Source organism: Streptomyces sp. NPDC016677 (assembly GCF_055562815.1).
Map to the genome: position 1 here is coordinate 518,534 of NZ_JBVHEO010000003.1, position 24,907 is coordinate 543,440.

Annotated in this window: 22 protein-coding genes and 1 tRNA gene; 17 read left to right on the top strand and 6 right to left on the bottom strand. The window is 71.9% G+C overall.

Annotation, left to right across the window (positions count from 1 at the left end; translation table 11 throughout):
• Nucleotides 1-6 precede the first annotated feature (6 nt).
• Together ACZ3IG_RS12110 and nudC are read left to right on the top strand one after the other, a co-directional pair.
• Complete coding sequence (locus tag ACZ3IG_RS12110) at nt 7-1,419, top strand: dipeptidase (protein WP_467431271.1); 1,413 nt, start codon at nt 7-9, stop codon at nt 1,417-1,419.
• Nucleotides 1,420-1,590: 171 nt separating this feature from the next.
• Complete coding sequence (nudC, locus tag ACZ3IG_RS12115; RefSeq protein ID WP_467431272.1) at nt 1,591-2,535, top strand: NAD(+) diphosphatase; 945 nt, start codon at nt 1,591-1,593, stop codon at nt 2,533-2,535.
• A gap of 58 nt (nt 2,536-2,593) precedes the next feature.
• Here nudC and ACZ3IG_RS12120 read toward each other — a convergent pair whose 3' ends face one another.
• Entirely contained in the window at nt 2,594-2,836 is a 243-nt protein-coding gene (locus ACZ3IG_RS12120; protein WP_467431273.1) for a mycoredoxin, read from the bottom strand.
• 226 nt (nt 2,837-3,062) lie between these two features.
• On the opposite strand from ACZ3IG_RS12120, the gene ACZ3IG_RS12125 reads away from it, so the two are divergent.
• The 4 genes from ACZ3IG_RS12125 to ACZ3IG_RS12140 all read left to right on the top strand — a co-directional run bounded on the left by ACZ3IG_RS12125 (nt 3,063) and on the right by ACZ3IG_RS12140 (nt 6,621).
• Nucleotides 3,063-5,273 (top strand): ATP-dependent DNA helicase UvrD2, encoded by a 2,211-nt coding sequence (locus ACZ3IG_RS12125; protein WP_467431274.1) that lies wholly within the window; start codon nt 3,063-3,065, stop codon nt 5,271-5,273.
• Between the two features lie 164 nt (nt 5,274-5,437).
• Nucleotides 5,438-5,764 carry a hypothetical protein gene (locus tag ACZ3IG_RS12130; RefSeq protein ID WP_467431276.1) on the top strand — a complete coding sequence of 109 codons (327 nt, stop codon included), beginning with the start codon at nt 5,438-5,440 and terminating at the stop codon, nt 5,762-5,764.
• A 168-nt stretch (nt 5,765-5,932) separates the two neighbouring features.
• Nucleotides 5,933-6,301, top strand: a complete 369-nt coding sequence (locus ACZ3IG_RS12135; protein ID WP_215173872.1) for a WhiB family transcriptional regulator — start codon at nt 5,933-5,935, stop codon at nt 6,299-6,301.
• On the top strand, nt 6,298-6,621 hold the full coding sequence (locus ACZ3IG_RS12140; RefSeq protein ID WP_467431278.1) for a hypothetical protein: 324 nt from the start codon (nt 6,298-6,300) through the stop codon (nt 6,619-6,621). The genes ACZ3IG_RS12135 and ACZ3IG_RS12140 overlap by 4 nt, the downstream gene beginning before the upstream one ends.
• A gap of 144 nt (nt 6,622-6,765) precedes the next feature.
• Here ACZ3IG_RS12140 and ACZ3IG_RS12145 read toward each other — a convergent pair whose 3' ends face one another.
• Nucleotides 6,766-8,178, bottom strand: a complete 1,413-nt coding sequence (locus tag ACZ3IG_RS12145; RefSeq protein ID WP_467431279.1) for an ABC1 kinase family protein — start codon at nt 8,176-8,178, stop codon at nt 6,766-6,768.
• Nucleotides 8,171-9,397: a ThiF family adenylyltransferase gene (locus ACZ3IG_RS12150; protein ID WP_467431281.1), complete on the bottom strand. Its 1,227-nt coding sequence runs from the start codon at nt 9,395-9,397 to the stop codon at nt 8,171-8,173. The genes ACZ3IG_RS12145 and ACZ3IG_RS12150 overlap by 8 nt, the downstream gene beginning before the upstream one ends.
• Before the next feature lie 230 nt (nt 9,398-9,627).
• Between ACZ3IG_RS12150 and ACZ3IG_RS12155 the strand changes: the two genes are divergently transcribed.
• The 4 genes from ACZ3IG_RS12155 to ACZ3IG_RS12170 all read left to right on the top strand — a co-directional run bounded on the left by ACZ3IG_RS12155 (nt 9,628) and on the right by ACZ3IG_RS12170 (nt 13,502).
• Nucleotides 9,628-10,227, top strand: coding sequence for a M48 metallopeptidase family protein (locus ACZ3IG_RS12155; RefSeq protein ID WP_467431282.1), 600 nt, complete (start codon nt 9,628-9,630; stop codon nt 10,225-10,227).
• Nucleotides 10,228-10,334: 107 nt separating this feature from the next.
• Nucleotides 10,335-12,035 carry a TerD family protein gene (locus tag ACZ3IG_RS12160; RefSeq protein WP_467431283.1) on the top strand — a complete coding sequence of 567 codons (1,701 nt, stop codon included), beginning with the start codon at nt 10,335-10,337 and terminating at the stop codon, nt 12,033-12,035.
• A gap of 13 nt (nt 12,036-12,048) precedes the next feature.
• The gene (locus tag ACZ3IG_RS12165; protein WP_215168197.1) at nt 12,049-12,729 is read left to right on the top strand and encodes an AIM24 family protein; all 681 of its coding nucleotides are present in this window, start codon (nt 12,049-12,051) and stop codon (nt 12,727-12,729) included.
• Nucleotides 12,730-12,746: 17 nt separating this feature from the next.
• On the top strand, nt 12,747-13,502 hold the full coding sequence (locus ACZ3IG_RS12170; RefSeq protein ID WP_467431286.1) for an AIM24 family protein: 756 nt from the start codon (nt 12,747-12,749) through the stop codon (nt 13,500-13,502).
• Nucleotides 13,503-13,638: 136 nt separating this feature from the next.
• On the opposite strand, the gene ACZ3IG_RS12175 is transcribed toward ACZ3IG_RS12170, so the two are convergent.
• On the bottom strand, nt 13,639-14,166 hold the full coding sequence (locus tag ACZ3IG_RS12175) for an NUDIX hydrolase (RefSeq protein ID WP_467431287.1): 528 nt from the start codon (nt 14,164-14,166) through the stop codon (nt 13,639-13,641).
• Nucleotides 14,163-15,593 carry a zinc-dependent metalloprotease gene (locus ACZ3IG_RS12180; RefSeq protein WP_467431288.1) on the bottom strand — a complete coding sequence of 477 codons (1,431 nt, stop codon included), beginning with the start codon at nt 15,591-15,593 and terminating at the stop codon, nt 14,163-14,165. The genes ACZ3IG_RS12175 and ACZ3IG_RS12180 overlap by 4 nt, the downstream gene beginning before the upstream one ends.
• Nucleotides 15,594-15,786: 193 nt before the next feature.
• On the opposite strand from ACZ3IG_RS12180, the gene ACZ3IG_RS12185 reads away from it, so the two are divergent.
• The 4 genes from ACZ3IG_RS12185 (at nt 15,787) to ACZ3IG_RS12200 (ending at nt 18,988) form a co-directional block, all read left to right on the top strand.
• Nucleotides 15,787-16,908 carry an SDR family oxidoreductase gene (locus tag ACZ3IG_RS12185; RefSeq protein ID WP_215168201.1) on the top strand — a complete coding sequence of 374 codons (1,122 nt, stop codon included), beginning with the start codon at nt 15,787-15,789 and terminating at the stop codon, nt 16,906-16,908.
• 166 nt (nt 16,909-17,074) lie between these two features.
• Entirely contained in the window at nt 17,075-17,548 is a 474-nt protein-coding gene (locus ACZ3IG_RS12190; RefSeq protein ID WP_467431290.1) for a molybdenum cofactor biosynthesis protein MoaE, read from the top strand.
• A gap of 133 nt (nt 17,549-17,681) precedes the next feature.
• Entirely contained in the window at nt 17,682-17,846 is a 165-nt protein-coding gene (locus ACZ3IG_RS12195; protein ID WP_467431293.1) for a hypothetical protein, read from the top strand.
• A gap of 47 nt (nt 17,847-17,893) precedes the next feature.
• Nucleotides 17,894-18,988: a YlbL family protein gene (locus tag ACZ3IG_RS12200; protein WP_467431295.1), complete on the top strand. Its 1,095-nt coding sequence runs from the start codon at nt 17,894-17,896 to the stop codon at nt 18,986-18,988.
• Between the two features lie 3 nt (nt 18,989-18,991).
• On the opposite strand, the gene ACZ3IG_RS12205 is transcribed toward ACZ3IG_RS12200, so the two are convergent.
• Nucleotides 18,992-19,534: a PPA1309 family protein gene (locus ACZ3IG_RS12205; protein WP_467431297.1), complete on the bottom strand. Its 543-nt coding sequence runs from the start codon at nt 19,532-19,534 to the stop codon at nt 18,992-18,994.
• Between the two features lie 166 nt (nt 19,535-19,700).
• Between ACZ3IG_RS12205 and ACZ3IG_RS12210 the strand changes: the two genes are divergently transcribed.
• The 3 genes from ACZ3IG_RS12210 (at nt 19,701) to ACZ3IG_RS12220 (ending at nt 24,838) form a co-directional block, all read left to right on the top strand.
• Nucleotides 19,701-22,667, top strand: a complete 2,967-nt coding sequence (locus ACZ3IG_RS12210) for a UPF0182 family membrane protein (RefSeq protein ID WP_467431669.1) — start codon at nt 19,701-19,703, stop codon at nt 22,665-22,667.
• Nucleotides 22,668-22,720: 53 nt separating this feature from the next.
• Nucleotides 22,721-22,794, top strand: a tRNA-Met gene (locus tag ACZ3IG_RS12215).
• Nucleotides 22,795-23,020: 226 nt separating this feature from the next.
• A complete protein-coding gene (locus ACZ3IG_RS12220; RefSeq protein ID WP_467431299.1) occupies nt 23,021-24,838 on the top strand; it encodes a tetratricopeptide repeat protein in 1,818 nt (605 codons plus the stop codon).
• Nucleotides 24,839-24,907: the final 69 nt, after the last annotated feature.

Sequence of the window (24,907 nt, forward strand, 5' to 3'; positions counted from 1 at the left end):
GGAGGCATGAGCAAGCCCGTTGACAGTGCCGTCAGCGCCGTCCGCGCGTACATCGAGCGCCACCGCGGCGCCTTCCTCGACGACCTGACAGAGTGGCTGCGCATTCCCTCGGTCTCGGCCCAGCCCCACCACGCGCAGGACGTACGCCGCAGCGCCGACTGGCTCGCCGCCAAGCTCAAGGAGACCGGGTTCCCGACCACCGAGGTCTGGGAGACGCCCGGCGCCCCCGTGGTCTACGCCGAGTGGCCGGCCGACGACCCCACGGCGCCCACGGTCCTCGTCTACGGGCACCACGACGTACAGCCCGCCGCCCGCGAGGACGGCTGGTCGAGCGACCCCTTCGAGCCCGTCGTCCGCGGCAACCGCCTGTACGCGCGCGGGGCGGCCGACGACAAGGGACAAGTGTTCTTCCACACCCTCGGCGTCCGCGCCCACCTCGCCGCCACCGGCCGCACCGCCCCCGCCGTCACCCTGAAGCTGCTGATCGAGGGCGAGGAGGAATCCGGCTCCCCGCACTTCCGCGCGCTGGCCGAGGCGCACGCCGGGCGGCTCGCCGCCGACGCCGTGATCGTCTCCGACACCGGCATGTGGTCCGAGGACACCCCCACGGTGTGCACCGGCATGCGCGGCCTCGCCGAGTGCGAGATCCGCCTGCACGGCCCCGACCAGGACATCCACTCCGGCTCCTTCGGCGGCGCCGTACCCAACCCGGCCACCGAGGCCGCCCGCCTGGTCGCGGCCCTGCACGACGAGCACGCGCGCGTGGCGATCCCCGGGTTCTACGACGGCGTGATCGAACTCACCGACCGCGAACGCGAACTCTTCGCCGAGCTGCCCTTCGACGAGCCGCGGTGGCTGCGCACGGCCAAGTCCCACGCCGCCCACGGCGAGGCCGGGTACACCACCCTGGAGCGTGTCTGGGCCCGCCCCACCGCAGAGGTCAACGGCATCGGCGGCGGCTACCAAGGCCCCGGCAGCAAGACGATCATCCCGTCCGACGCCGTGGTGAAGCTCTCCTTCCGCCTGGTCGCCGGCCAGGACCCCGACCAGGTGGAGAAGGCCGTCCGCGGCTGGGTCGCGGAGCGCGTCCCCCCGGGAATCCGCTGCGACATCGCGTTCGGCGCCGCCACGCGCCCGTGCCTGACCCCCCTGGACCACCCGGCGCTCCAGTCCGTCGTCCGTTCCATGGCGCGGGCCTTCGGCCAGCCGGTCCGCTTCACCCGCGAGGGCGGCTCCGGACCCGCCGCCGACCTCCAGGACGTCCTGGGGGCCCCGGTGCTCTTCCTGGGCATCTCCGTCCCCTCCGACGGCTGGCACGCACCCGACGAGAAGGTCGAGCTCGACCTCCTCCTCAAGGGCGTGGAGACCTCCGCACACCTCTGGAGCGACCTCGCGGCGCACTGGCGGCACGGACCCTGACCGATGCCGCCGCACCGTCCGGACCGGCCTCCGGCGCGGGGCACACTGGAAGGGCCCGTACCGCGGCGCGCTCCCGGTCGCCGTCCGCGGCCCCGGAAACCCGCCGCCCCAGAACCCGCCGAACCGTCCGCCGAACCACTGACCGCCGTACCGGGGGAGTTGGAAGCACCTGTGACCACCTGGACCGACCGCACCGCCGAACGTCCCATCTCACTCACCGCACCGAGCGGTGTCGACCGCGCCGCGCACCACCGCCTCGACGAGGCATGGCTCGCCGCCGCGTGGAGCCACCCCTCCACGCGCTGTTTCGTGGTCTCCGGCGGTCAGGTCCTCATCGACGAGACGCCGGACGGGCGTACCGAACTCGTCATGACACCCTCCTTCGAAGCCCCGCTCACCGAGGCGCACCGCTACTTCCTCGGCATCGACGAGGACGGCGTGAGCTACTTCGCCCTCCAGAAGGACTCGCTGCCCGGCCGCATGGACCAGTCCGCGCGCGCGGCGGGGCTGCGCGAGGCGGGCCTGCTGCTCTCCCCGCGCGACGCGGGCCTGATGGTGCACGCGGTCGGCCTGGAGAACTGGCAGCGCACCCACCGTTTCTGCTCCCGCTGCGGAGAGCGCACGGCCATCGCCGCCGCCGGCCACATCCGCCGCTGCCCCGCCTGCGGCGCCGAGCACTACCCGCGCACCGACCCGGCCGTGATCATGGCCGTCGTCGACGACAGCGACCGCATCCTGCTCGGCCGCCAGGTCCACTGGCCCGAGGGCCGCTTCTCGACGCTCGCGGGCTTCGTGGAGCCCGGCGAGTCCATCGAGCAGTCGGTGCGCCGCGAGGTCCAGGAGGAGGCCGGTATCGCCGTCGGCCCGGTCGAGTACGTCGCCAGCCAGCCCTGGCCGTTCCCGTCCAGCCTGATGCTCGGCTTCATGGCCCGGGCCGTCTCCACCGACATCACCGTCGACGGCGACGAGATCCACGAGGCCCGCTGGTTCTCCCGCGACGAGCTGGGCGCGGCCTTCGACTCCGGGGAGGTCCTGCCGCCCTACGGCATCTCGATCGCCGCCCGCCTGATCGAGCTCTGGTACGGCAAGCCGCTGCCGACCCGCGGCTTCGTCTGAGACACGACTGAGGGGGCCGTCCCGCGGGGACGGCCCCCTCGACCACGACTGCTCCGGCTCAGGCGCCGATCTTCTGCTTCACCTGCGCCAGCGACGGGTTGGTGAGCGTCGAGCCGTCCGGGAAGAGCACGGTGGGCACCGTCTGGTTCCCGCCGTTCGCCTTCTCCACGAACGCGGCCGAATCCGGGTCCTGCTCGATGTTGATCTCGGTGTACGCGATGCCCTCACGGTCCATCTGGCTCTTCAGCCGACGGCAGTAGCCGCACCACGTGGTGCTGTACATCGTCACAGTGCCCGACATGTCCCTTGTGCTCCTTCAGCGGCTCGGGGGAGGTGTTCGCTCGTTGTACGCCAACATCCGCGACGGCGACACCATTCCCCACGAGGCGGAGCCCCGCATCGGTACCACTGCATCGGTAGCACTGCATCGCTACCACCGCATCAGTACGTCTGCATTAGTACGACCGCGAGGCCCCGCCTGTGGACAACCGGCGCTCCTGTCCCGCCCGACCTGGCAGCATGGCTGTGTGACAGCAGCAACGCACTCCACCCTCTTCCCGCAGGTACCGGACTCGGCCGACGCGGTGCTCGACGGACTCGATCCCGAGCAGCGCGAAGTGGCCACCTCCCTGCGCGGCCCGGTGTGCGTACTGGCGGGCGCGGGCACCGGCAAGACCCGGGCGATCACCCACCGCATCGCCTACGGGGTACGAGCCGGCATCCTGCAGCCCAGCACCGTGCTCGCCGTCACCTTCACCAACCGCGCGGCCGGGGAGATGCGCGGCCGGCTGCGTCAGCTCGGCGCCGCCGGCGTCCAGGCCCGTACCTTCCACTCGGCGGCACTGCGCCAGCTCCAGTACTTCTGGCCGAAGGCGATCGGCGGTTCCCTGCCCCGGATCGTCGACCGCAAGATCCAGCTCGTCGCCGACGCCGCCGCGGCCTGCCGCATCCGCCTCGACCGGGGCGAGCTGCGGGACGTCACCGCCGAGATCGAGTGGTCCAAGGTCACCCAGACCGTTCCGGACGACTACGCCCTCGCGGTGGCCAAGGCCGGCCGTGAGACGCCCCGCGACCCCGCGGAGATCGCCCGGCTCTACGTGGCCTACGAGGAGCTCAAGCGCGGGCGCGGGGTGATCGACTTCGAGGACGTGCTGCTGCTGACGGTGGGGATCCTCCAGGACCGGCAGGACGTGGCCCAGCAGGTCCGCGCCCAGTACCAGCACTTCGTGGTCGACGAGTACCAGGACGTCAGCCCTCTCCAGCAGCGGCTGCTGGACCTGTGGCTCGGCGACCGCGACGACCTGTGCGTGGTCGGCGACGCCAGCCAGACGATCTACTCGTTCACAGGAGCAACCCCCGACCATCTGCTCGACTTCCGGAACCGCCACCCCGGGGCCACGGTCGTCAAGCTGGTCCGTGACTACCGCTCCACGCCCCAGGTCGTCCACCTCGCCAACGGCCTGCTCGCCCAGGCCCGGGGCCGCGCCGCCGACCACCGACTGGAGCTGCTCTCCCAGCGCCCGGCCGGCCCCGAGCCCGTCTACACCGAGTACACCGACGAGCCCGCCGAGGCCGAGGGCGCCGCCCGCCGCATCCGGGAACTGATCGACTCCGGCGTCCGGCCCGCCGAGATCGCCGTGCTGTTCCGCACCAATTCCCAGTCGGAGATCTACGAGCAGGCCCTCGCCGACGCCGGCGTGCCCTACCAGCTCCGTGGCGCGGAACGGTTCTTCGACCGCCCCGAGGTGCGCAGAGCGGGCGCGGCACTGCGCGCCGCGGCCCGCTTCGGCGGCAACGACGCCCTGCTCGACGACACCGTCGACCTGCCGTCCCAGGTCCGTGCCGTGCTGTCGGGGGAGGGCTGGACGTCCGAGCCCCCGGCCGGATCGGGCGCGGTCCGCGAGCGCTGGGAGTCGCTGGCCGCCCTGGTGAACCTCGCGCAGGACTTCGCGGCGGCCAGGCCCGGCGCCTCCCTCGGCGACCTCGTAGCCGAACTCGACGAGCGGGCGGGCGCCCAGCACGCCCCCACCGTGCAGGGCGTCACCCTCGCCTCCCTGCACTCGGCCAAGGGCCTGGAGTGGGACGTCGTCTTCCTGGTCGGCCTGGCCGAGGGGATGATGCCGATCACCTATGCGAAGACCGACGAACAGATAGAGGAGGAGCGCCGCCTCCTCTATGTAGGCGTCACGCGCGCGCGTGAACGCCTGCACCTCTCCTGGGCACTGGCCCGTTCGCCCGGCGGCCGGGCCGGCCGCCGTCCCAGCCGGTTCCTCGACGGGCTGCGGCCGGGTTCTGCCGGTGCGGGCGGACGGGTGGCCGCCGGCGGCGCCGGGGGAGTGGAGCACGGCCTCGCGAGCCTCACGGGCCGCTCCGCGTTCACCCCGGCTCCGCGGCGCACCCAGCGCGGCCCGGCCCGCTGCCGGGTCTGCGGGCGCACCCTCACCGACGCCGGTGAATTGAAACTGATGCGCTGCGAGGACTGTCCCTCCGACATGGACGAGGGCGTCTACGAGCGGTTGCGCAGCTGGCGTGCGGTGCAGGCGGGGCTGAGCGGGCAGCCCGCCTTCTGCGTCTTCACCGACAAGACGCTGATGGCGATCGCCGAGTCCGTCCCGGAGGACGAACGGGAGCTGGCCCGGATCCCGGGCGTCGGAGCCCGCAAGCTCACCCGGTACGGAGCCGACGTCCTGGCCATCTGCGCCGGTCAGGACGTCGGCGCAGCGGGCGACGGCGATTGATCCCAACTCGTCGAAAAAATAGTTTGCGCATGCCCCGGCAATCCCCATAGGTTCTTGGACACGGGAGCAGCGGCCTTCCCGAAGGCCCTGAATCCGTGTTGTACTTGCATATCCGTGGACCGGTTCACGCCGATCCCCCGAGACGCCGAGAGGAGGCGAGTCCAGTGATCAGCATCAACATCAGCAACGTCAGCTCTGTCAGCAAACTGACCGATCGCCCGACCGTCTTCTCGTCCATGCTCGGCGCCTCCAACCCGGGCACCGGTCTGTCCGGCATCCGTGCCGTCCGTCCGGCGTCCCCCCTCGCTCTCTCGGGCCTGCCCGTCCGTGAGCGCGATGAGCGACCGACCAAGGCACTGGAAGCGGCAGTAATGGCACAGGCGCAGGCCTATGCCTTTGCGGCGGCCGGTGCCGGATTCCGGAAGCAGACGACGCAGCACCACCTGATGTGGGCCTTCCGTGGGCCAGAACCCTGGAGTGATCCAGCCTGATTCGATCAGGCCGGCGCCTTCAGGGCCGCGGAACCCCACCCGGGATCCGCGGCCCTTCTGTTTGTCCCGAACGGGACGACAGAGCGAAGGGCCTCGGGACAACCAGAGAACCCGGTACCAAGCCGCCCCGGCCGACCGGCCGGACCGATCAGACGAGGAAGACGAACCGTGCAACTCGAAGCGCACGCCCCGTCCGTACCACCTTCCGGCACCATCCCCGAGCCCGGCTCCACGGAGGACCCCACCTTGACCCCGCTCACCGCGCTCACCGCGCTCGACGACGCCATCGAGAACCTCGGCGTGCCCGTCCCGTGCCGTTCCTACGACCCGGAGGTCTTCTTCGCCGAGTCGCCGGCGGACGTCGAGTACGCCAAGTCCCTCTGCCGCACCTGCCCGCTGGTCGAGGCCTGCCTAGCCGGCGCCAAGGAGCGGCGTGAGCCCTGGGGCGTCTGGGGCGGCGAGCTGTTCGTCCAAGGTGTCGTCGTCGCCCGGAAGCGGCCCCGTGGCCGCCCGCGCAAGAACCCGGTCACGGCATGAACACCGCAGGCACGATCGACCGTCCCCTCACGTACGACCCCACGAAGCAGGCCCCGATGAAGCCGTCCACCCACGAGCCCGCAGGCTCCGCACCCGAAGACGTCACCACCAGTGGTGCGAACGACTCGCGCCAGAACAGGACCCGAGAGATGCAACTCATCCCAGAAGCCCTGGCTCGTGCGCATATGCAAGAGCGACTGCAGGAGGCCGAGCGGGAACGCCGGGCCGTGCGCCTGGTAACCGCCCGCCGGATGCAGCGCAGGGCGGAGCGCGCCTCGATGCGTGCCCGGCGTGCGCTCGCCATGGCCGTGATGCAGTAACCGATCCCACCCGAAGCGGTGGTCTCCCCGGCCGGGGAGACGAAGCTCTCCTCGCGGGGGCCGGTCCGTCCGAACGGACCGGCCCCCGCGGCGCGTCATCCCCGCGTCTGCGCGGGCGCGCCGGCCCCGGTTCCGGCCCCGGCTCTAAGCTTCCGCCGCCGACTCCTGGTCCTCCATCGGCTCTGCCGCGGATTCGTCCATCGGCTCCGCCATGGATTCCTCCGCCGGTGCCACGAACCCCGGCAGCCACGCCTCCAGTTCCTCGCGGAGCCGCACCGTCGCACCCAGCTGGCACAGCACACCGATCGTGCTCAGCGTCACCCGGTGGATCAGGAGATACGCCGGCGGCAGGTTGAGCTGTTTGCCCAGCTGGTACGCGGGGGAGCGGATGTCACCGATGCGGGTGGCCTGGCTGCGCATCCAGCCACGGGTGAAGGTGAACTCGTCGACTTGGGCCGGTTCGATGATCGGCAGGAGGTAGTCGAGGACCGCGTCGGGGTCCAGCTCCACCGTCTCCTTGATGAAGCCTTCCGCGCGCAGCTCCTCGTAGACGGCCTCGGCCGCGCCGTCGAGGGTCATGCGCAGACAAGTGCCGATGGTGACCGGGAGACCGCCCGGGAGACGGTCGACCGTGCCGAAGTCCAGCACTCCCAGGCGCCAGTCGTCCTCGCCGTCCGGGCCGCCGGGCAGCAGCCGGAAGTTGCCCGGGTGCGGGTCGGCGTGCAGGAGACCGGTGCGGGCCGGGCCGGCGAACAGGAAGTGGGCCAGCAGCTGACCGGCCCGGTCGCGCTGCTCAGGGGTGCCGTCCGTGATGACCTCGGAGAGCGGGATCCCGTCGATCCACTCGGTGATCAGGACCTGCTCGCACTGATGGACCACCTCCGGCACCAGGATGTCCGGGTCGTCCGCGAACTCCTCGGCGTGCGCGCGCTGGGCCTGTGCTTCCAGGCCGTAGTCGAGCTCCTCCGAGACCCGGTCCTTCAGTTCCATGATCAACGGCTTGATGTCCAGGCCGGGGATGAGGGGGCCCAGCAGGCGGGCGAAGCGGCCGAGCTGGTTCAGGTCCGACAGCAGGGCTTCGCCGGCCCCCGGGTACTGGACCTTGACCGCCACCTCGCGGCCGTCGTGCCACACTCCCCGGTGCACCTGGCCGATGGAGGCAGCGGCGGAGGGCTTGTCCTCGAATTCCAGGAACAGCTCCTGCCAGTCCTCGCCGAGCCGTTCGCCGAGCACGGCGTGCACCGTGCGCGTCGGCATCGGCGGGGCCGCCTCCTGCAACTTCGTCAGGGCCGCCCGGTAGGGACCGGCGATCTCCTCGGGCAGGGCCGACTCGAAGACGGAGAGGGCCTGGCCGAACTTCATGGCCCCGCCCTTCAGCTCCCCGAGCACCTTGAACAGCTGCTCGGCGGTGCGCTGCTGCACCTGCTGGCCGACCAGCTCCGCGGACTCGCCCACGATCCGCTTGCCGAGCCCCCAGGTCGCCCGCCCGGCGAAGCCGAGCGGGAGCGCGGCGAGCTTGGCGGTCCGGGTGACCGCCTTCCGGGGAAGATCAGACATGCGCCCTCCAAGTCCCAGCCGACCGCGCCACCCGCGCTCCGCGTCGTACTCGTGCTGACGGCCGTTGCTCCGCCATTGTCTCGCGCCGCTCCCTCTCCTCGGAGGGGTGTTCCCGCTCACCTTTCTCCTCGCCTGCCCCCGCCGCCGCGCAGGGACACGCGGGATGGGCCGGGACCGGCCGCGTGTACCAGTGCAGACCGGGCAGCGCGGCCTCCCAGCGGGCGCCGGCGCTGGAGGGGACGTGGCCGTCCAGGAACGCGAGGGCGTGCGCGGCGGCCAGACCGGCGACCGTGGTGGCCAGGGCGAGATCGCAGGGCCGTACACGGCGCTGAGAGCCCGAACGCCACTGGGTGATCAGCCGGGGCCAGGCGGGGTCCTGGTCGGTGCGGCTCTCGTGCAGGCAGCCCGCGCAGCCCGTCTCGCCGGGCAGCACGAAGGGGCCGACGACTCCGGTGCCTTCCACCACGCCGGCGTAGAGATGAGGTGTACCGGAGGCCATGAGGGGTTCGGCGGCGGACGCCTGGGGCGCGTGCACGGCGATGTCGTCGCGCGAGGCGATGATCACCAGGGTGAAGCCCGGGCCGCCGTCCTCGGGCTGTGCTGTGCGGCCGCGGCGCGGCGCGCGGTCGGGGGCGGCCCGGCGGACGGCACGGCGGGCCGACTCGTCCCGGCGGTCGCCGACCGCCTCGGCGGGCTGCCCGCCGGGGGCGACGTCCCACGGCTCGACGTGACCGCCGTCACGCACGTCGACCTCGCCGACGCCCGCGCCCGACAGCAGCGACGCCAGGACGGCGCCCACCCGGCCCGCGCCTCGGACCTGCACACGCTGGGCGCGGCGGGCGGCCAGCCGGCCGATGGCGTCGCCCGGCCCCGAGGTGGTCAGGGAGAGGGAGGCCAGATCCGGGCGGAGCCGGTCGAGGGCTTGCTTGTTCTGGCGGAGGGCGTCGGCGGCGGGGCCGCCGCCACGGGAGTCGTCGAGGAGCCCGGCCCGTGCAAGCCGCTTCACCAACAGGTCGACATGGCCGTCGGGCAGGTCCATCCGGCGGGCCTCCTCGCGCAGCAGCGGCAGTCCTCGCGTGCCGTTGAGCAGTTCGAGGAAACTGCCCGTCGCGGTGTCCACCGGTCCCAGGGTCAGCGCGTGCGCCGGGGCCATCCCGAACTGCACGGTGTTGAGGTCGCGCCAGCCGCGCCGCAGCGCGGGTTTCACCATCGGATGCATGCCAGGCCCCCGTACGTTCCGGTACTCCCCGTGTGCCGGCTCGGTGGTCATGACTGCGCCGGCGAGTGCCAGCATGCCCGTTCCCGTCGCAGCGCGCCGAAAGTTGTCCACAGGCAGCGGGTATTCGTCGTACTGGTCATACGAGATGCAAGCCCGCTCGAAGGTGCGGAGGCCGCATCGGACTGTCCCGGAACCGGGACTTCCCCGTGTGCAGCGGGTAACGTCGGGGCGTGTCCTCCGCCGACCCACTGCACCGCGCCGGAACGCCACACAGCCCGCCGACGACTCCGCCGCCCAGCGGCTCCGGAGCGCGCGCGATCGAGGTCCGCAGAAGCAGCCGTCGCCGCAGGACGGTCTCCGCGTACCGCGAGGGCGACCGCACCGTCGTGCTGATCCCCGCCCGGATGTCCGAGGCGGAGGAGCAGCGCTGGGTCAACGTCATGCTCGACAAACTGGCGGCCCAGGAGAGCAAGCGCGTCCTCGGCGACACGGAGCTGGCGGAGCGCGCCCAGCGGCTGTCCGCCCAGTACTTCGAGTCACGCGCGCGTCCCAGTTCGGTCCGCTGGGTCACCAACCAGAACACGCGCTGGGGCTCGTGCACCCCGGCGGAGGGCAGCATCCGTCTCTCGCACCGCCTCCAGGGCATGCCCGAGTACGTCGTCGACTACGTCCTCCTCCACGAGCTGGCGCACCTGCTCGTCCCCGGACACGGCCCCCGCTTCTGGCGCCTGCTGGAGGCGTACCCCCGCACCGAGCGGGCCCGGGGGTACCTCGAAGGGGTGGTTGCCGCCGACCGGCTCCCGCACGTGCCCGGCGCGCGCGGTCGCTGAGACCCTCCGGCGTTCGTACCAGGTCCGTACCGGCTTCGGGCGGTGTCAGGCTTTGCCGTTAGCCTGGCGCGACGCACTTGTATTCGGGATGGGGGACGGTCGTACGCATGGCCAGGGAATTCCAACGCGGCCACAAGGCCAGGATCAGTGATCTCACCGCGGGCACGGATCTGTACGTAGGTGTGCAGATCTCCGGGCCCGGGCTGACCTTCGACATCAGTTGCTTCGGGCTGGACGCCGACGAACGGCTCTCGGACGACCGGTACTTCGTGTTCTTCAACCAGCCGAAGTCCCCCGAGGAGGCCATTCAGCTCCTGGGCGCGCAGGCGGGCGACACGGAGTCCTTCCGGGTCACGCTGGACCGGATCCCGCCGCGGATCCAGAAGCTGTCCTTCACGGCGACACTCGACGGCGCCGGGCAGATGTCGCAGATCGGTCCCGGATACATCCGGATCGTCGCGGGCGGCGAGGAGGTGGCCCGCTACCCGTTCGACGGCTCGGAGTTCTCCACCGAGCGGGCCGTGATGCTCGGCGACTTCTACTTGAAGGACGTGTGGCGGTTCGCGGCCGTCGGGCAGGGCTTCGACGGCGGTCTGGACGCGCTGCTGCGGAACTTCGGCGGCGAGGTGGCCGAGGAGGAGACGCCCGAGCCGCAGCAGCCGGCCGCCGGTGCCGGTGCCGGTGCCGGTGCCGTTCCAGGGTTCGCCCCGCCTGCCGCGCCCGCCCCGGCTCCGGAGCCCCCGGCGTTCGGGGCCCCCGCCGAGCCGGCTCCCGTCGCGTCGGCTCCCGTCGCGTCGGCTCCTGCCGCGCAGCACTTCGCGCCTCCGTCCGCACCGACGCCGCCCCCGGTTCCCGAGCCCACCCTCGCGGCGCCCGCCCCGGCCCCGCCGTACGGCCGACCGGACCAGACCGCCCCGCTGCCCCCGGGCTACACCCAGCCGCAGGCCCCGCAGGCCCCGCAGGCCCCGCAGGCCCCGCAGGCCCCGCAGGCCCCGCAGGCCCCGCTTCCGCCGCCCGGGTACGGCCAGCAGTCCGCTCCCTACGGCGCTCCGGGCGCCGCCCCCCAAGCCGTACCGCCGCAGGGCGGCGGCACGCAGCCGCCCCCGGGTGTGCCGCCCCAGGGCGTCCCCCGGACCCCGCCCCAGCCCGCCGGTGTGGCCGCCGCGCTGCAGAAGTTCCGGGAGACCCCCACCGGTCAGCGCTGGACGCAGCAGAACGAGAAGCTCGTCCGCGTCGACCTCGGCCTCGGCGAGCAGCCCGTGCTGGCCCGGCAGGGCAGCATGGTGCTCTACCAGGGCAAGGTCGACTTCAGCTACAAGGGCGCCGGATTCACCGGCCGCATCGTCGGCAACGCCACCGGCCAGGAGATGCAGCTGATGCGCTGTACCGGCAAGGGGCAGGTCTTCTTCGCCGACCAGTCCACGATGCTGCACCCCATCGAACTCCAGGGCGACGCGGTCTGCGTCTCCGCCGAGAACGTCCTGGCGTTCGACGAGGGCCTGCAGTACGAGATCCGCCGCGTCGAGGGCCACGGCATTCCGGGCGGCGCGCTGTTCACGATGCAGTTCCAGGGCACCGGCACGATCGTCGTCAAGACGCACGGCACGCCCGTGGTCCTGCCGGTCACGCCCACCACGTTCGCCGACTGCAACGCGGTCGTCGCCTGGTCGGCCGCCGCCCAGGTCATCGTCTCCAGCCAGGTGCGGATGCGGCGCAACAGCTATCCCGGCGACACCGGCGAGAGCGTGAACCTCCAGTTCCGGGGAGCGCCCGGCAACTTCATCGTCGTCCAGCCGTACGAGATCTGAGGGAGAGCCCGACATGGACCAGCCGCTCGCGGGCTACGCCCCCGCCCCGGTCACCGCCCGTATGGAGAACCACGGCGACCACATGCTGAAGGTCGCCGTGCAGACCGGTAACGACCTCTTCGCGCGCGTGGGCTCGATGGTCGCCTACGAGGGCTTCGTGCAGTACGAGCCCAACCCGCCCGCGGTCCGCCAGATCGCCAAGGACTGGATGACCGGCGAGGGTGCGCCCCTGATGAAGTGCTCCGGCGACGGCCTGCTCTACCTCGCCGACTACGGCGCGGACGTCGTCGTCATCAACCTCGACGGTGAGGGGATCTCCGTCAACGCCACCAACCTGCTGGCCTTCGACGCCCATCTCACCTGGGGCGTGGAGCGGGTCAAGGGGCTGGCGAAGTTCGCTGGCCAGGGGCTGTGGAACACCAGGATCTCCGGACAGGGCTGGGTGGCGCTCACCTCGCGGGGCAAGCCGATCGTCGTCGACTGCGGCGGCGGGGAGGACGAGACCTACGTCGACCCGGACGCGCTCGTCGCCTGGTCGCCGAACCTGAAGGTGAAGGGCAAGCGCAGCTTCAAGGCGGGGTCGCTGATCGGCCGCGGCAGCGGCGAGGCCTACCAGATGGCCTTCTCCGGTCAGGGCATCGTCGTCGTCCAGCCCAGTGAGGACAGCACCGACCGCCTCCGGGTCCGGGGCTGAGGGGGAGCAGAAACACCATGCAGAGCCCGCTTTTCACCTACAACGACCAGCAGACCCAGGAACGCTGGAGCCTGCAGAACCCGCAGATGCTCCGTGTCGCCCTGGAAGGACACGACGACATCCTCGCCCGCAAGGGCACGATGGTCGCCTACCAGGGGCTCGTCGAGTTCGACGCCGAGTTCCAGAGCCGCGGCCAGGCACGCGCGCGTGCGCACACCGGCGAGGGCCTGGACCTGATGCGCTGCCACGGGCAGGGCACGGTCTACTTCGCCAACCTCGCCCAGCGCATCCACGTGATGGACGTCGAGCAGGAGGGGCTCACCGTCGACAGCGCCTACGTGCTGGCGATGGACTCCTCCCTGCACCACGAGGTCATCGCCGTGGACAGCCTCTACGGCATCTCCGGCTCGGGGAAGTACCAGCTCAACATCACCGGGCGCGGCCGGGTCGCGCTGATGACCTCCGGCGCCCCGCTGCTGATGCGGGTGACGCCCGACACGTACGTCAACTGCGACGCCGACGCGATCGTGGCCTGGTCCACGGGGCTGCGGGTGCAGATGCAGGCCCAGACGCACTCCTCGGGGGTGTTCCGGCGCCGCGGCAACACCGGCGAGGGCTGGGAGCTGAGCTTCATGGGCAACGGCTTCGCCCTCGTCCAGCCCAGTGAGCTGCTGCCGCCGCAGAACGCGGCGATCGGGTCGGGCCTGGGCGCGCAGTACGGCGTGGGCCAGCAGGGGGCGCGCGGTCAGAACCAGGGCAACGTCTGGAGCTGACCCCCGGGGCGCAGGCGTAAGGGGCGATCACCAAGTGTGCTCGCCCCTTACCTGTACGCCGTGCAGATCACCTGTACGCCGTGCAGAGCACTCGGAGTGCTCATAGCACTCGAGCCACTCAGGGCACCGGGAGCCCTCAGAGCCTCGCCCTGGTGGCCGCCACCAGCCGGACGACCGACTCGTCGGCCACCTCCGCGACCTCGTCGTAGCCGAACCAGCGCAGGTCCAGGGACTCGTCGCTGATCGCCTCGACCGCGTCCGGCGGGGCCAGGGCCGCGTACTGGACGTCCAGGTGCCAGGCGCACGGCGTGTGGTGGCGGTCCAGCCGCACCGGGCCGCCGGGCAGCAGGCCGAGACCGGTGATCCCGGACTCCTCGGTGCCCTCGCGCAGCGCGGACGCGGCGAGCGTGGCATCTGCGGGCTCGCAGTGGCCGCCCATCTGCAGCCACATGCGCAGCTTGCGGTGCAGGGTCAGCAGGACCCGGCCCCGCGACGGGTCGACCACCAGGGCGCTCGCCGTGATGTGCCCGTCCGCGCAGGACTTCCACAGGCCGTCCGGGTGGGCCGCCAGATGGTCCAGATACCGCCCGCGCAGCTCGTCCTGGGCCTCGTCCTGGCCCTCGTACCCCTTGAGCACGAGGACCGCGTCGTCGTGAAGGCTCACTCCGCTCCGTCGCCCTCGTCCCGCTGGTCCCGCTTCTTCAGGTCCGGCTTGTCGGCGGCCTCGCCGAGCATCTTGTCCAGCTCGGAGAAGTCCAGCTGCTCGCGGTGGACGAAGCCGTCCGGGTCGTCCAGGTCGGTGGCGGTCGGCAGCATGTCCGGGTGGGCCCACAGGCCGTCCCGGCCGTCGACACCGCGCGCGTCCGTCAGCGACGCCCACAGCCGGGAGGCGTCCCGCAGCCGGCGGGGGCGCAGCTCCAGGCCGATCAGCGTGGCGAAGGTCTGCTCCGCCGGGCCACCGGAGGCACGGCGGCGGCGCAGCGTCTCGCGCAGCGCGTCGGCGGACGACAGCCGCGGTTTGGCGGCGGCGTGCACCACCGCGTCCACCCAGCCCTCGACGAGCGCCAGAGCCGTCTCCAGACGGGCCAGGGCCGCCTTCTGCTCCGGGGTGTCCTCCGGCTGGAACATGCCCTGCTGGAGAGCCTCCTGCAACTGCTCCGGGTTCTGCGGGTCGAACTGGCCGACCACGTCCTCCAGCTTCGCCGTGTCGACCTTGATGCCGCGCGCGTAGCCGTCCACCGCGCCGAACAGGTGCGAGCGCAGCCACGGGACGTGGGCGAAGAGTCGCTGGTGGGCGGCCTCGCGCAGGGCGATGTACAGCCGCACCTCCTCCTGGGGCACGCCCAGGTCCTTGCCGAACCGCTCGACGTTGGCCGGCAGCAGGGCGGCCTTGCCGGCCGGGCCCAGCGGCAGGCCGATGTCGGACGAGCCGACGACCTCTCCGGCGAGCACACCGACGGCCTGTCCGATCTGCGTGCCGAACATGGCGCCGCCCATGGAGCGCATCATGCCGATCAGCGGGCCGGCCATGGCCTGCATCTCCTCCGGCAGGACGTCGCCCATGGCGTTGCCGACGCGCTCGGCGACCGGGTCGACCAGCTCCTTCCAGGCGGGCAGGGTCGCCTCGACCCACTCCGCGCGGCTCCAGGCCACCGCGGTGCCCGCGCCCGAGGGCAGGGCGGTGGCGTCGTCGAGCCACAGGTCCGCCAGCCGCACGGCCTCCTGGACGGCACTGCGCTCGGCGGGACCGACGCTCGCGTCCTTGGTGCCGTCCGGAGCGCCCTGGGCGACCGTCTGGCGGGCGATCTGCTTGGCCATGTCCCAGTTCACCGGGCCGCCCTCGTAGGAGAGCATCTGGCCGAGCTGCTGGAAGGCGGCGCCCAGGTCGGTGGGGTTCATGGAACCGAACATGGCCGCGAACGGATTGTCCGCGCCGGGGCCGCCAAGGCCTCCGGCCCCGGGCAGGCCGCCGAAACCGAACGGGTTGGCCGGTCCCTGACCACCACCGCTCTGCTGGTCCTTCTTCTTGCCCTCGTCGCCGTCGTCCGGCTCCTCCGGCGGAAGGCCGAATCCGAATGGGGTGTCACTCACGGGGTTCCTCGGCTGGTAGGGCCGCCGGTTCTCTCCGGCGGCACGGCTGCCCGACATTCACCACCCAGCGTAGACACCCGGGGCGGATCAGGCCTCGGTGCTTCGCCGACTGACGGCCTGCGGCAGGATGGATGCCACCTGGTACGTACGCGTCACACGCGTTCGTACTGAAGACAACCGCTGGAGACGCCCGGTGAGTTCCCCAGATCCGCAGGTTCGCGCAGCGCGAAACCAGTCAACCAGTCCCGCCGGCCCCGTGGCGCGGGGGCCCGTCGTCGCGGTGACCGGCGCCGCGTCCGGGACCGGCGCGCTGCTCACCGCGCGGCTCGCCGCGTCCGACGAGGTCAAGCGGGTCGTGGCCATCGACGAGCGGCGCGGTGAGTGCGCCGAGGCGCACTGGCACGTCCTGGACGTGCGGGACCCGGCCATCGCCGACAAGCTGCGCGGCGCGGACGTCGTGGTGCACCTCGCGCTCGACCTCGACCTGGAGACCGACGCCGCCGCCCGGACGGCCTACAACGTACGGGGGACACAGACCGTCCTGACCGCCGCCGCGGCGGCCGGTGTGCACCGGGTGGTGCTGTGCACGTCCGCGATGGTCTACGGCGCGCTGCCGGACAACGAGCTGCCGCTGTCGGAGGACGCCGAGCTGCGTGCCACCGCCGAGGCCACCGGCGTCGGCGACCTGCTGGAGATCGAGCGCCTCGCCCGCCGCGCACCCCGCGCGCACCCCGGCCTGAACGTCACCGTGGTCCGCCCCGCCGTCCTGGTCGGCGGCACCGACACCGCGCTGACCAGGTACTTCGAGTCGCCTCGGCTGCTCGTGGTGGCCGGGTCGCGGCCCGCCTGGCAGTTCTGCCACGTCGACGACCTGTGCGGGGCGCTGGAGTACGCCGCCCTGGAGAAGGTCGACGGCGAGCTGGCCGTCGGCTGCGACGGCTGGCTGGAGCAGGAGGAGGTCGAGGAGCTGAGCGGCATCCGGCGCATGGAGCTGCCCTCCGCGGTCGCCCTGGGCGCGGCGGCCCGGCTGCACCGCATCGGGCTCACCCCCTCCCCGGCCGGGGACCTCGCCTACACGATGTACCCGTGGGTGGTGAGCGGGAGCCGGCTGCACGACGCGGGATGGCGGCCGAAGTACACGAACGAGGAGGTCCTCGCCGAGCTGCTGGACGAGGTGTCCGGCCGGCACACCGTCGCCGGCCGGCGGCTCGGCCGCAAGGACGCCACGGCGGCGGGCGCCGCGGGCGCGACGGTGGCGCTGCTGGGCGCCGCGGCGGTGGTACGCCGGGCCCGCAAGGCCCGGCGGCGGATCTGACCGCCGTAAGCCCTCGTCGGCTCCCTCAGCCTTCGTCGGCTCCCGTACCCTCCTCGGCTCTCTTCGGCCCCCGTAGAGCCTGGAAGCCCCCCTGCGGGCCGCCACGCGCGCGTACCGGCCGGCAGGACGGTTCCGTGCCGCCCGCTCCGTGCGGCACGATGGACCCATGGCACCCATGAACGATCACCCCGGCGATCACCCCGGTGAGCAGGCCGCGCCGGACCCCGTGAAGCTGATCGCGATCCGGGACACCCCGCTCTCCGTGGACGAGGTCTTCCGCGCCGTCGGGGACACCTCGGCCGGCGGGACCGCCCTGTTCGTGGGCACCGTGCGCGACCACGACGGGGGAGCGGACGTCGACCGGCTCGGCTACTCCTGCCACCCCAGCGCCGAGGCCGAGATGCGGCGGATCGCCGAGAAGGTCGTCGCCGAGTACCCGGTGCGCGCCCTGGCCGCCGTGCACCGCGTGGGCGACCTCCAGGTCGGTGACCTCGCCGTCGTCGTGGCCGTCTCCTGCCCGCACCGGGGCGAGGCGTTCGACGCGTGCCGCAAGCTCATCGACGACCTCAAGCACGAGGTGCCCATCTGGAAGCACCAGACGTTCGCGGACGGCACGGAGGAATGGGTGGGCGCCTGCTGAGCCTGCTCAGCCGTCCGCCGAGGCTCCCGGGGGCCCGTCCGGTTGCGTAACCGCACCCCCGGCACGACCGTTGACACTGCGGATGGTTAATCTGCTGATCAGTCAGTCGCGTACATGGGGTCGGGAGGTCGGCATGGCTGCGCTCGCCTGGTTGCTCATTCCGCTGGTGGCCGCGATCGTCGCGGGCCTGTGGGGCAGTTGGGCCAACCGGACCCGCAAGATCCGCGGTGACGGCCCTGAGCTGGACGGGTACGCGCGCTTCCGTGAGGCCATGGAAAAGCAGCACTCCCGCCCCTAGGGAACTCCTGACGATGCGCTGACAGGACCGTCCCGTACTGTCGTTCCATGCCACGCCGCACCGCGACGATGCTCGCCTCGACCCTGATGCTGATCGCACTCCTGTGCGCGGGGGTGTTCATCCCCGTGCCGTACTCGGAGATGTCCCCGGGGCCGACGGTGAACACGCTGGGTGACCACGACGGCGAGCCGGTGCTGCAGATCTCCGGGCGCAAGACGTACGAGGCGAGCGGGCACCTCAACATGACGACCGTCCGCGTCACCAGCGCCGACTACAGGATGAACCTCGTCGAGGCCGTCTACGGCTGGCTCGCCCACGACAACAAGGTCGTGCCGCACGACACGCTCTACCCGGACGGCAAGACCGAGGAGGAGTCCACCCAGGAGAACGCCGAGGAGTTCAGCCAGTCCCAGGAGAGCGCCAAGGTCGCGGCGCTGAAGGAGCTGGACATCCCGGTGCGGTCCTGGGTGGTGGTCTCCACCGTCGTCAAGGACTCCCCGGCCGAGGGCAGGCTGCACGCCGGTGATGTGATCAAGTCGGTCGACGGTACGGCGGTGAAGGAGCCCGCCGACGTCGCCGAGCTGGTGACCGAGCACAAGCCCGGTGAGGACGTCGTCTTCACGGTGGTGCCCGCCAAGGAGCAGGCCGCCGCCGAGAAGGAGAACCGGACGGCGACGGCCACCGAGAAGGTCACCATCACCACCACCGCCTCCGACGACACCGGCGAGAAGCGCGCCATCGTCGGCATCTCCGCGGGGACCGACCACACCTTCCCGTTCAGCATCGACATCAAGCTGGCGGACGTCGGCGGCCCCAGCGCCGGCCTGATGTTCGCGCTCGGCATCTACGACAAGCTGACGCCCGGCGACCTCACCGGCGGCGAGTTCGTCGCGGGCACCGGCACCATCGACGACGACGGCACGGTCGGCCCGATCGGCGGCATCGAGATGAAGACCGTCGGCGCCCGCGACAAGGGCGCCCGGTACTTCCTGACGCCCGCCGACAACTGCGCCGCCGCGGCCGAGGACACCCCCGACGGGCTCACCCTGGTCAAGGTGAAGACCATCGACGACGCCCTGGAAGCGCTGAAGGACATCCGCTCGGGGGACACGGACGCCCTGCCCTCCTGCACCGCCGGATAGCGCCTACTCGGCGAAGGTCGCCGCCAGCGCCTCGGCCAGCCCCGGCACCAGGTCGGACCCGGTGAGCACCTCCGTCGGCGTGTCCTTCTCGCGCAGCCTGAGGGCCGACTCGCGGGCCCCGTCGCGCAGCACGGCCACCGTCATCCGGACCTCCTGCCGGTCCGGGTGGTCCGCCACCCACTTGGTCAGCTCGGCCTCGCCCAGGCCGTCGGGCACCTGCGCCTCCGCGGACGGCGGCAGCATCAGCCGCTCCACCGAGAGCGCGCAGCCGGCCACCGCGTCCGGCCAGGCGATGGTGCCCAGGAACTCGTCCAGCGGCCGGTCCGTTGGTACTTCGTCCTGCTCGATCGGGGTGAGGCCGGCCGACTCGCCCTCGTCCCCGAGACCGAGCCGGTCCGCGAGCGAGGGCTGTTCGGCCTGGAGCCGTGCGGTGTCTACGAGTGCGAAGAGGCGGGCGGGCTGGTCCCAGCCGAGACCGGCGACGTACTCGTCGATCTCGAGTACGGACCGGGTCAGCGGGCTGGCCGCCATGGGGGTGTTGGACATGGTCACAATCCTGCCTCGTTCGGGGCCGGAATCGGGAACCGAGTAAACGATGAGTAAGTTGCATAAGTGTGGGCCCACGGGCACGGGGGCGCACGAGGGGCCCGCGAACCCGAGGGCCTGACGGACCTACAAAGCGAACTTCGAGGTGCTCACCTTGGCTTTCCAGATGCCGGACCGCGGCGGAGGAGGCCCGACAGGGCCACGGATGAGAGTGGGACGCCCCTCCCGGCGTGTCCGGACCCTGCTGCTGACGCTGGGCGTCCTGGCCGTACTGGCCATGGCGTTCACCATGTTCGCGGGCTTCTGGACGGACTGGCTGTGGTACCGGTCGGTCGACTACTCGTCGGTGTTCACCACCACCCTGTGGACGAAGATCGGACTGTTCTTCGTCTTCGGCCTGCTGATGGCGCTCGCCGTCGGGTTCAACATCTGGCTCGCCCACCGCATGCGCCCGCCGCTGAGCGCCATGTCGATGGAGCAGCAGAACCTCGACCGCTACCGGATGGGCATCGCGCCCTACAAGAAGTGGCTGCTGTTCGGCATCACCGCCCTGGTGGGCCTGATCGCCGGCGCCTCGGCGGCCGGCCAGTGGCGCACCTGGCTGATGTGGGTCAACGGCGTGCCGTTCGGCCAGAAGGACCCCCAGTTCAAGCTGGACGTCGCCTTCTACGCCTTCGACCTGCCCTGGTACCGGTTCCTGCTCGGCTTCGGCTTCGCCGCCGTGATCATCTCCGTGATCGCCGCCGCGCTCACCCACTACCTGTACGGCGGGCTGCGCGTCACCAGCCCCGGCGCCCGCGCCACGGGAGCGGCCACCGGCCACCTCTCCGTGCTGATCGGCGTCTTCGTCACGTTCAAGGCGGTGGCGTACTGGCTGGACCGGTACGGGCTGGCGGTGAAGTCCAGTGACTTCAAGGCCACGGACAACTGGACGGGCCTCAGGTACGTCGACGCCAACGCCTACCTGCCGGCCAAGACGATCCTGTTCTGCATCGCCGTCATCTGCGCCCTGCTGTTCTTCGCCACCCTCTGGCGGCGCACCTGGCAGCTCCCCGTCATCGGCTTCGGCCTGATGGTGCTCTCCGCGATTCTGATCGGCGGTCTCTACCCGGCGATCGTGCAGAAGTTCCAGGTCCAGCCGAACGAGCAGGCCAAGGAGGCGCCGTACGTCGAGAAGAACCTCAAGGCGACCCGCGACGCCTACGGCATCGACGGCACCCAGGTCACCGAGTACGACGGCAAGAGCGACACCGAGGACCTGACCCAGCTGCGCGACGACGTCTCCGACGCCGCCAGCATCCGGATCATGGACCCGAACATCGTCTCGCCGACGTTCCAGCAGCTCCAGCAGATGCGGAAGTACTACGCCTTCCCGACCAACCTGGACGTCGACCGCTACAGCACCGAGGACGGCGCCGACCAGGACACGGTGATCGGCCTGCGCGAGCTGAACCTCGCCGGCGTGGACAAGCAGAACTGGATCAACAACCACTTCCGCTACACCCACGGCTTCGGCGTGGTCGCCGCCAAGGGCACCGAGGTCGACTCCGAGGGCCGCCCGGTGTTCACCGAGTCCAACCTGCCGTCCAAGGGCGACCTCGGCACGTACGAACAGCGGATCTACTACGGCGAGAAGACCGACACGTACTCCATCGTCGGCGGTCCCCAGAAGGAGATCGACTACTCCGACGACAGCGGCGAGAAGACCACCAGCTACAAGGGCGACGGCGGGGTCAACCTCTCCAACCCGGTGAACCGGGCCGCGTACGCGGTGGCGTTCAGCGAGCCGCAGATCCTGTACTCGGGGGCGATCGGCGACGGTTCGCGCATCCTGTACAACCGCACGCCCAAGGACCGCGTCGAGGCCGTCGCACCCTGGCTGACCATCGACGGCGACGCCTACCCGGCGGTGGTGGACGGCCGTATCCAGTGGATCGTGGACGCCTACACGACCACCAACGGCTATCCGTACGCCTCCCGCACCACGCTCGGCGACACCACGGCCGACTCGCTGACCGCGACCAACGACAACCGCGCGGTGGTCGCCCAGCAGAACCAGGTCAACTACATCCGCAACTCGGTGAAGGCGACCGTCGACGCGTACACCGGCGACGTCAAGCTCTACCAGTGGGACACCCAGGACCCGGTCCTGAAGACCTGGATGAAGGCGTTCCCGGACACGGTGCAGCCCAAGGCGGAGATCTCCGACGCCCTGATGGCCCATCTGCGCTACCCGCAGGACCTGTTCAAGGTCCAGCGCGAGCTGCTCAGCCGCTACCACGTCGACGACGCGGAGACGTTCCTCAGCGGCAGCGAGGTGTGGCAGGTGCCGGAGGACCCGACCAACAAGTCGGGCGACGCGGTGCCGCCGTACTACCTGAGCATGAAGATGCCCGACCAGGACCAGCAGGCGTTCTCGCTGACGACGACGTTCACGCCCAACGGGCGGGACAACCTCAGCGCCTTCATGGCGGTCGACGCCGAGGCCGGCACCAGCGGCTACGGCAAGATCAGAATCCTGAAACTGCCGACGAGCACGACCGTCGACGGCCCCAAACAGGTGCAGAGCCAGTTCAACTCCGAACAGGACATCGCCGAGTCCATCAGGCTGCTCAGAGGCGGCGACTCGGAAGTGGAGTACGGCAACCTGCTGACGGTGCCGCTGGACGGCGGCCTGCTCTACGTGGAGCCGGTCTACGTACGCGGCGGCGGCCTCAAGTACCCGCTGCTGCGCAAGGTGCTGGTGACCTACGGCGGCCAGACCGCCTTCGAGGACACCCTGGAGGAGGCGCTCGACAAGGTCTTCGGTGAGGGAGGCGCGACGGCCGAGCCGCCGGACGAGGGCGACGACGACAGCACCGATCCGCCGCCGACGTCGAGCGACCCCACGGTCCAGGAGGCGCTGAACGACGCCCAGGAAGCCTTCGAGGCCGGCCAGAAGGCCCTGAAGGAGAACGACTGGACGGCGTACGGCGAGGCCCAGAAGGACCTGGAGGAAGCGCTGACCCGGGCCGAGGACGCCCAGGCCGAGGCCGACAGGAGCGGCAGCGGCGGTGGCGGTAAGAACGGGGACGACGACAAGACCGGTCCGTCCCCCCGCGCGAGCGACACCGCTTCCGCGGACAGCGGCTGACCGGCCGCTGGTCGGGCTCCCTCCCGCGCCGTGATAGGTTGAGAACACAACGGCGCGGGGTGGAGCAGCTCGGTAGCTCGCTGGGCTCATAACCCAGAGGTCGCAGGTTCAAATCCTGTCCCCGCTACTGACGGCGAAGGCCCGGATCCCATCAGGGATCCGGGCCTTCGCCATGTGCGGACACGGATCGACACGGGCGGGCGCGGGCAGCGGGCCCGGTGACGGCCGTGTCTGCGGCGGGAGTTGAGCGATCTGTGTTTGACTTGTCTCTCTGTGGGCATGTCGACAAAACGCTGAAGTGACCTCACTGACTGCGGTATACCGGGTGTACGCAGGTTGCAGGTGGTGCGACGATGGACGTTATGGGGGACATGGCAACTCTGTTCGAGACGGGGCGATTTGTGCAGTCTTCCGGCCCTGACGGGGTCCGGGACGAGACCGTTGAGGCCGCCGACGAGGCGGCCGAAGAAGTGCGCCGGCGGTTCGCCGCCGAGGCCGGCGATGTCGAAGCGATGAGCGTTCTGGGGTCCATGCTGCTGCGCCGCGGCGATCTCGACGGGGCCGAGCCGCACCTGCGGGCCGCCACCGCGGCCGGTGACCGCGCCGCCGCCAACAACCTGGGCGTCCTGCTGCACCAGCGCGGGTACGCCGACGAGGCCGCCGGGTGGTGGCGGATCGCCGCCGTCGCCGGCTCCGCCGCGGCGGCGCACGCGCTGGGCCGCCACTTCCGCGAGCGCGGCGACGAGCCCGCCGCCGAGTACTGGCTGCGCCAGTCCGCCGAACAGGGGCACGTCCTCGGCGCCTACGCACTCGCCGACCTGCTGGAGCACCGCGGCGACACCGCGACCGAGCGCTGGATGCGGGTGGCCGCCGAGCGGGGCCACCGGGAGGCCGCGTACCGGCTGGCCCGGACACTGGACCGGCGGAGCGCCGAGGAGTCCGGGGGCGAGGACGCGGCGCGGGCGGCCGAGGGGGCCGAGCAGTGGTACCGGCAGGCGGCGGCCCGCGGACACCGGCGGGCCGCGCTGCACCTCGGCGCGATCCTGGAGCGGCGTGGTGAGCTGAAGGAGGCCGGGCGCTGGTACCTGACCTCCGCCAAGGACGGTGAGGCGCGCGCCGCCTGCGCGCTGGGCTTCCTGCTGCGCGACGCCGGGGACACCGAGAGCGCCGCCGTGTGGTGGCTGCGGGCCGCCCAGGAGGGTGACGGCAACGCGGCCAACGCGCTGGGCGCGCTGCACGCCGAGCGGGGCGAGCCGCAGACCGCCGAGCGCTGGTACCGGGCGGCGCTGGACGCGGGCGACGACAACGGCGCGTACAACCTCGGCCTGCTCTGCGCCGAGCAGGGCCGCACCCAGCAGGCCGAGCAGTGGTACCGGCGCGCGGCCTACGCCGGACACCGGGAGGCAGCCAACGCGCTGGCGATCCTGCTGCTCCAGGGCGGCGACCGGACCGGGGCCGAGCCCTGGTTCTCCAAGGCCGCCGAAGCCGGCAGCGTCGACGCCGCCTTCAACCTCGGCATCCTGTACGCCGGCCGCGGAGCGGGCGAGGAGGCGCTGCGCTGGTACGAGCGGGCCGCCTCCGCCGGGCACGCCGAGGCCGCGCTCCAGGTCGGGATGGCCCGGCTGCGGGACGGGGACGAGCAGGAGGCCGAGCGGCACCTGCGGTGCGCGGCCGGGGGCGGCAGCGCGGAGGCCGCGTACCGGCTGGCCACGCTGCTCGACGCCCGTCGGCCGCCGGAGCCCGCGCACGAGCTGGGCGAGCCGGCGCACGAGAAGACCGAGTGCGAGGAGTGGTACGAGCGGGCGGCCGGCCAGGGCCACCGCCGGGCCCAGGTCCGGGTCGGGATGCTGGCCGCGGCGCGCGGCGACGTCGTGGAGGCCGCCCGCTGGTACCGGGCGGCGGCCGAGGCGGGCTCCCGCAACGGCGCCTTCAACCTCGGGCTGCTGCTGGCCCGTGAGGGCAGCGAGCCGGAGGCGGCCCTGTGGTGGACCCGGGCGGCCGACGCGGGCCACGGCCGGGCGGCGCTGCGTCTCGCCCTGGTCTACGCCCGCCGCGGGGAACTCTCCGAGGGCCAGCGCTGGGCCGACCGCGCGGTCACCCTGGGCCCCCGGGAGGTCGCCCAGCGGGCGGCACGGCTGCGGGACGCGCTGCGGGAGGAACTGTCGGCGTGAGGCCGGGGGCCTGCGGTGTGCGTGAGGGGTGGGGCGTAGGAGTGGGGATGGGACTTGGGGTCTGTGGCG